General features: G+C 48.2%; 5 protein-coding genes. 4 read left to right on the top strand and 1 reads right to left on the bottom strand.

What is annotated here, in order from left to right:
- The first annotated feature begins 84 nt into the window (after positions 1 to 84).
- The gene (locus CKW00_RS12130) at positions 85 to 624 is read left to right on the top strand and encodes a histidine phosphatase family protein (RefSeq protein ID WP_095822782.1); all 540 of its coding nucleotides are present in this window, start codon (positions 85 to 87) and stop codon (positions 622 to 624) included.
- Between the two features lie 96 nt (positions 625 to 720).
- Positions 721 to 957 carry an indolepyruvate ferredoxin oxidoreductase subunit alpha gene (locus CKW00_RS12135; protein WP_008587621.1) on the top strand — a complete coding sequence of 79 codons (237 nt, stop codon included), beginning with the start codon at positions 721 to 723 and terminating at the stop codon, positions 955 to 957.
- A gap of 59 nt (positions 958 to 1,016) precedes the next feature.
- Here CKW00_RS12135 and CKW00_RS12140 read toward each other — a convergent pair whose 3' ends face one another.
- Positions 1,017 to 1,289 carry an acylphosphatase gene (locus CKW00_RS12140; RefSeq protein WP_233129782.1) on the bottom strand — a complete coding sequence of 91 codons (273 nt, stop codon included), beginning with the start codon at positions 1,287 to 1,289 and terminating at the stop codon, positions 1,017 to 1,019.
- Positions 1,290 to 1,360: 71 nt separating this feature from the next.
- Here CKW00_RS12140 and CKW00_RS12145 point away from each other — a divergent pair, with 71 nt between their 5' ends.
- The gene (locus CKW00_RS12145; RefSeq protein ID WP_095822783.1) at positions 1,361 to 2,326 is read left to right on the top strand and encodes a P1 family peptidase; all 966 of its coding nucleotides are present in this window, start codon (positions 1,361 to 1,363) and stop codon (positions 2,324 to 2,326) included.
- Positions 2,327 to 2,338: 12 nt separating this feature from the next.
- Positions 2,339 to 5,857, top strand: a complete 3,519-nt coding sequence (locus CKW00_RS12150; protein ID WP_095822784.1) for a dynamin family protein — start codon at positions 2,339 to 2,341, stop codon at positions 5,855 to 5,857.
- The last annotated feature ends 143 nt before the right edge of the window (positions 5,858 to 6,000 follow it).

A 6,000-nucleotide genomic window follows, 5' to 3' on the forward strand; every position in this document is an offset into this window, starting at 1 on the left:
TTTTGAAAAATAAGCGAATTCACGTGTAAAGATGAAGGATACAGGGAATAACCGAAGTATCCCGAGCAAAGTGAGGTTTTGCAGATGGATCGTGTAATGCTCGTACGACATGCGGAAGCTGAAGGGCAGCACCGTGATTCCCCGTTAAGTCGCCGCGGATTGAAGGAGACTGCTGCTCTTGCTGAGGAGCTTAATAACTGGAGCTGCTGTGAAGCTGTTTTTTCCAGTCCTTTTTTACGTGCGATTGAGACCATCAAACCTTTTGCTGAAGGACACGGACTTTCCATCCGGACCGATGAGCGGCTGGAGGAAAGAGTGTTGAGTGACGTTCCCCTTGAAGACTGGGAAGAGTATATCGAAGACAGTTTCCACGACAGGGAAATGAAAGTCTCCGGCGGGGAGTCTGCCCGTGATGCTAAAGAGCGCGTCCGGGAATTTCTCGAGGACATCGACTCCTTTACGTATCCACTGCTCGTCACCCACGGGGAGATATTAGTATATATTCTTGAACATTTCGGGATGGAAGTATCATTTGAAGACTGGCTCAGTTTCTCATATCCGGATGCCATTCTTCTTGAGAAGGACGGCGATAAATGGAAATTCAGGAGAATTTGGCATAAGTAATTGCCAGGTTTCATTATAGTAGGTATGATGGAAAGTAGTGCTTCTTTCTAATTAAGATAGAGGGAAGAGTTTATCTTATATAAAGGAGGAATAGAAATGGCATTTGTTATAACGTCTCCGTGTAAAGACGAAAAATCAGGTGAATGCGTAGAAGTATGCCCTGTTGATTGCATAGAAGAAGGAAAAGACATGTTTTATATCGATCCGGCTATCTGCATCGACTGCGGGGCCTGTGAAGCGGTCTGCCCGGTAGAAGCGATATATATCGAAGACGAAGTACCGGAAGAAGAGACGCCGTACATTGAAATGAACCGTAAGTTCTTCCAGGAATAGAGGAACACATAGGAAAAGCTGCCTGTTCAGAGGCAGCTTTTTTTACTGGAGAAGTTGTATCATCCTACAACTTCAAAATCCTGAAAATTGCCGGGACCATCCAGGTCGGTAACGTCCGTTTTTGTAACATCCGCAGCAGGGGCAGGGCCATTCTCGATCTCTTCTATGAATTTCTGCATGTCTTCCTCACTCCCCTGGGCGATTATTTCCACCGTTCCGTCCGCTTTATTCTGTACCTGCCCTGTGATGCCATATCGGTCTGCCACCTGTTTGGCAGACATACGGAAACCTACTCCCTGGACTCTGCCATGTACTGTAATCTGTTTAAGCATACGCTCACTCCTTTCCTTCATCATCATTATGTACCTTTTTCCTATCAAATTTAAACGTGGGAGGAATCACTATGAAAAGTATAGATATACGCGAAGTCACTCCTTTCCTTTACGGTCACTGCACAGACGAAGAGAACGGCACAGGAACTACCGTCATTATCCATGAAACAGGCGCTGTGGGCGGTGTGTCCGTCCAGGGCAGGGCTCCCGGGACGAGAGAAACCGATCTTCTGAAATCGGAGAATACCGTACAGAATATCCACGCCGTCACGCTCAGTGGTGGCAGTGCTTTCGGTCTTGAAGCTGCAGGGGGAGTGATGAACTACTTGTCGGAAAGAAAAATAGGTTTCGAACTGCTGGGCAATACAATCCCTATCGTGCCGGGGGCTATTTTATTCGACTTTCTTCCTTTTTCGGGGGATGCCTGGCCTGATTCTTCCTACGGTTATGAGGCAGCACATCAGGCATTTCATCGGGGAAACTTCGCTTCAGGCAATGCAGGGGCAGGGACCGGAGCGGCTGTCGGGAAAATGAAAGGCTACGATTCCGCTATGAAAGGCGGATTCGGGTCCTGCGCCGTAGAGGTCAATGGTTTGAAGGTAGGCGCCTGTATTGCAGTGAACGCGTTCGGTGATATAATAGACCCTGAAACCGGACGAATCATTGCCGGAGCCCGGGAAAACGGTTCCTTCTTAGATACTGCAAAATCTATCCGGGAAATGGATCCTCCGGACGGAGCGGGAGGGATGAATACGACAATCGGCTGTATTACTACCAACGCGAATATCACGAAGTCTGAAGCCAACCACATCGCCTCCGCCGCTCATGACGGCCTCGCAAGGTGCATACGTCCGGTACATACGGTGATGGACGGCGATGCTCTGTTCGTCATGGCCGGCGGCGAAGTAGATGTTTCACTCTTGCAGCTGTCAGCTCTGGCCGTGCACGTTGTGGAGCAGGCAGTACTTACTGCCGTTCGTGAGGCGAGAGGGGCGTATCAGCTACCGGCCCTTCAGGAATTATTTAAACAAGAATAAAGGAGATCGACTATGATTACCGTTCAAACATCTGCACATACGATCAAACAACTGTATACGTTCCTCGTGGAAGAAGGGCTTACAGAACAGGCTGAAAAAGTCCTGGATATATACGAAAAGGATATCGAACAGACGTTCATTATCGGATTCGCCGGTCATTTTTCCGCCGGAAAATCGTCTCTGATCAATTACCTGGCCGGGACGGATGTACTTCCTTCCAGCCCGATTCCGACCAGCGCCAATATCGTCCGTCTCCAGAAAGGGGAAGAGATGGCGGTTGCTTATAATCAGGAGAAACGACCGATTGCCAAAGAGGCCTCGCGTGACCTGGACCGTCTGCAGGCCCTTTGTAAAGACAACAGACAGATCGCATCTCTTTCCATTTATAAGTCCGATGTCCATTTTCCTGAAAACATCATGTTCATAGATACTCCGGGCGTCGATTCCACGGACGATATGGATCGTACAATTACGGAAGGATCTCTTCACATCGTCGACCATCTGTATTATGTCGTCGATTATAACCACGTCCAGTCGGAAGTGAACAGCAGTTTTTTGACGGAACTTGAGAATCAGGGGATTTCTTATACGCTCGTCATTAACCAGATGGATAAACATCAGGAAGAGGAAGTGACTTTCGACGATTTCAGCTCGTCTGTCCGGGAGTGGCTGACTGGATACGAACTTCACCCGCAGCACATCTTCTATACGTCGATGCACCAGGAGCACCTGAACCGTCTTGAAGGAAACACCTTGCTGAATGAAGACGTTCAGGAAAGGATCAGTGAAAGGAACGGGAAGAATCACATTCAGTCAGTACTTAAGGAATGTGATCAGGCTCTTCGTCATAAATATGATATAGATGCTTACGAAGCCGAACTGGAAGCATACAGTACGTCCTCCCTTGAAGAAGCCGGGGAACGGATAGAAGCGATTAAACATAATTTCATGGAAAAGAAGAATTCACTCGAAGAGCAGTATAAGAAAAGAGTACGCGGTTTTCTGAAGAATGCCTATATTACCCCAGCTGTCCTGAGAGACGATGCACAGCAGTATCTGGAATCGATGCAGCCGAACTTCAAGAAGGGGCTCATATTCACGAAAGATAAAACCGAGGAAGAACGGAAGAGGCGCCGGGATGTATTTTATGAAAATCTGTCCGCGACTCTTGAAAAAAATCTAGAGTGGCCTCTGCGTGATCGCCTGCGGGAGCTTGCCGATACCCATTCGTTAACCGACGAACATCTTGAGAAACGGATGCAACAGTTTCACGTACAGGTACCTGAGCAACTGCTCGAAGACGTGATTGCGAGCGGGGCCAACGTTACCGGCGAATATGTACTGAGGTATATGGAGGACCTCAGTAAAGACATATTGAAACTGTACCAGCAGGAGACGGAAGATATCTACAAACAGATGAAAGAACAGCTGGACGCCCAGCAGGAAAATGAGCTCGCTCTTTCGGGAGACGAGGAAGAAGAGCTCAAAGAGAAACAAAGGGTCGAGGAACAGCTGAATGGTCAGAAAGAAAAATGGGAGGAGAAACGCAAGCTTCTTTATCAGGTGCATGACGGAGAGGTTGAGCGGGACGAAAAGCAGGCGGAGACTGCGCTTGCTGCCAGGAAGGAGACCGATTTCGAAAACAGCCTGGAACTTGAATACAACCAGCGGCTGCAGCAGGAGGAGGAACCGGAAGAGGTGGACAGCGGATCTTCCGGTTCGAAAGTCGAAATCAGAAGAAAAGCAGAAGAGGTTCTGCCGGTGCTCCATGATTACGAATTCCTGGATTCCTACGCCCGCTCAATTAAAGATAAATTGAGCCGCGTGGATCATCAGCAGTTCACGGTAGCTTTATTCGGGGCATTCAGTGCCGGGAAATCTTCGTTCATTAACGCCTTACTTGGCGGGGATTACTTACCGACGTCCCCGAACCCGACGACAGCTTCCATCAACCGGGTAATGCCTCCGGAGGATAAACACCCTGGTGAAACAGCGACTGTTCACTTTCTTACTGAAGAGGAACTCATCGAATCGTTCGATTTTCTTGACGTTTCCAAACCGGAACAGATTTTACGAACGGACACCGGCGAATTGGAAACGAGAAAACGAACGATGGTGCAGGCTTTTCAGAACGGTTATAACAAGCTTAAGGGACACATTGGAAGCCGCCTGGAAGTCTCGCGGGAAGAATTCGCAACATATGTCAGGGATGAATCGCACTCTGTGTTCGTAAAAGCGATAGACTTTTACGTCGATTCCGTTTATGCAAAAGAAGGGATAACATTTGTGGACACTCCCGGGGCCGACTCCGTTAACGACCGTCATACGGACGTATCGTTCGGATATATAAAAGAAGCGGACGCTATTCTGTTTCTGACTTATTATAACCACGCCTTCACGAAAGCGGACGCCGGTTTCTTGCGTCAGCTTGGCCGGGTGAAAGATTCATTCGCCGTAGATAAGATGTTCTTCATCATCAACGCCAGTGATCTCGCCCAGAGTGAAGAGGATCTTCAGTCCGTACGCTCTTATATTGAATCCCAGCTCACCTTCTACGGAATAAGAAACCCGAGGATGCACGCCGTTTCCAGCCTTAAAGCAAGGCAGGGAGAGAAAGAGGAGAGTAACCTCCCCGCATTCGAACGCGATTTCCGTACGTTCATTCATGAAGATCTGCAGGCCATGGTCTTTCAGTCGATCCATTCCGATCTCGAAGAAAGCGTGGAAGTGACTTCCCAGCTGCTTGATTTTGCTGCCGGAAATGAAGAAGAGCAGAAAAGACAGTTGGAAAAATGGGCAGAGGAAGAGAGGCGGATATCTGAAATTCTTCTCGAAGAAAAAGGGAAGAAAGAAGCCCCTGCCGTCAGACAGAAGGTGGATAAGCAGTTTCACTACCTGGAGGAGCGCCAGATTCTGCAATTATCCGATTTCTTTAAAGAAGAGGTCAACCCCGGCTATATACAGGGGGAGAAATCGGAGGTAAAACCGCAGCTGGTGAGAGCGCTGGATCGTCTTTTGAACAAATATGAGAAGGAGCTTCTCGACGAAGTCAGAGCCATCAGTCTTCGTATGGAAAGTTTCGTGGGCGATCTTCTCCGGGAAAGAAGCCGGAAAACGGTGGAACAGGTAAAAGCCGTGACGGACTCCAGACCTTTTAAGGAAGAAAAGGAGGAAGTAGCGGTGGAAACGCCATCGTTCACCGTCGAGATAAACGAAACGGCCGAAGATCTGGATATCGCGCTGCAACGGTACTCGAGTGCCAAACAGCTCTTTGAAGGGAATAGAAAAGAAGAGTTGCGTGAGGAAGTGAAAGAACAGCTACCCGGAATTTTCGGGAAAGTGCTTACTCCGGTCGAAGAGAGTTTCGCGGAGTATTACAAGGAAGCCTATCTTGATGCCGTCAACGATCTGATGGACAGGTATGAAGAGAAAGTGAAAGAGTACTACAGGAAACTCCGTAATAACGGAGAAGATGCCGTAAGCACGGAAGAGCTGCACGAACTTAAAGAAAAGCTGACATCTTCCATCTAAAAAAACCCCCGGATTTGGTAGTGAACCCCGGAAGTTAGAGTAAAAAATCTAACTTCCGGGGTGTTTTTATGTCCAAGTATAGTGAAGAATTTAAGGTAAAGGTGGTAAGGGAATATCTTGAGGGCTCTCTGGGGTACACTTCA

The organism is Salimicrobium humidisoli (assembly GCF_002295105.1).
In the GTDB taxonomy this organism is placed as follows: Bacteria; Bacillota; Bacilli; order Bacillales; family Halobacillaceae; genus Salimicrobium; species Salimicrobium humidisoli.

Coding starts and splice junctions, on each gene's coding strand:
- CKW00_RS12130 (WP_095822782.1), top strand. CDS start 85: ATGGATCGTGTAATGCTCGTACGACATGCGGAAGCTGAAGGGCAGCAC.
- CKW00_RS12135 (WP_008587621.1), top strand. CDS start 721: ATGGCATTTGTTATAACGTCTCCGTGTAAAGACGAAAAATCAGGTGAA.
- CKW00_RS12140 (WP_233129782.1), bottom strand. CDS start 1,289: ATGCTTAAACAGATTACAGTACATGGCAGAGTCCAGGGAGTAGGTTTC.
- CKW00_RS12145 (WP_095822783.1), top strand. CDS start 1,361: ATGAAAAGTATAGATATACGCGAAGTCACTCCTTTCCTTTACGGTCAC.
- CKW00_RS12150 (WP_095822784.1), top strand. CDS start 2,339: ATGATTACCGTTCAAACATCTGCACATACGATCAAACAACTGTATACG.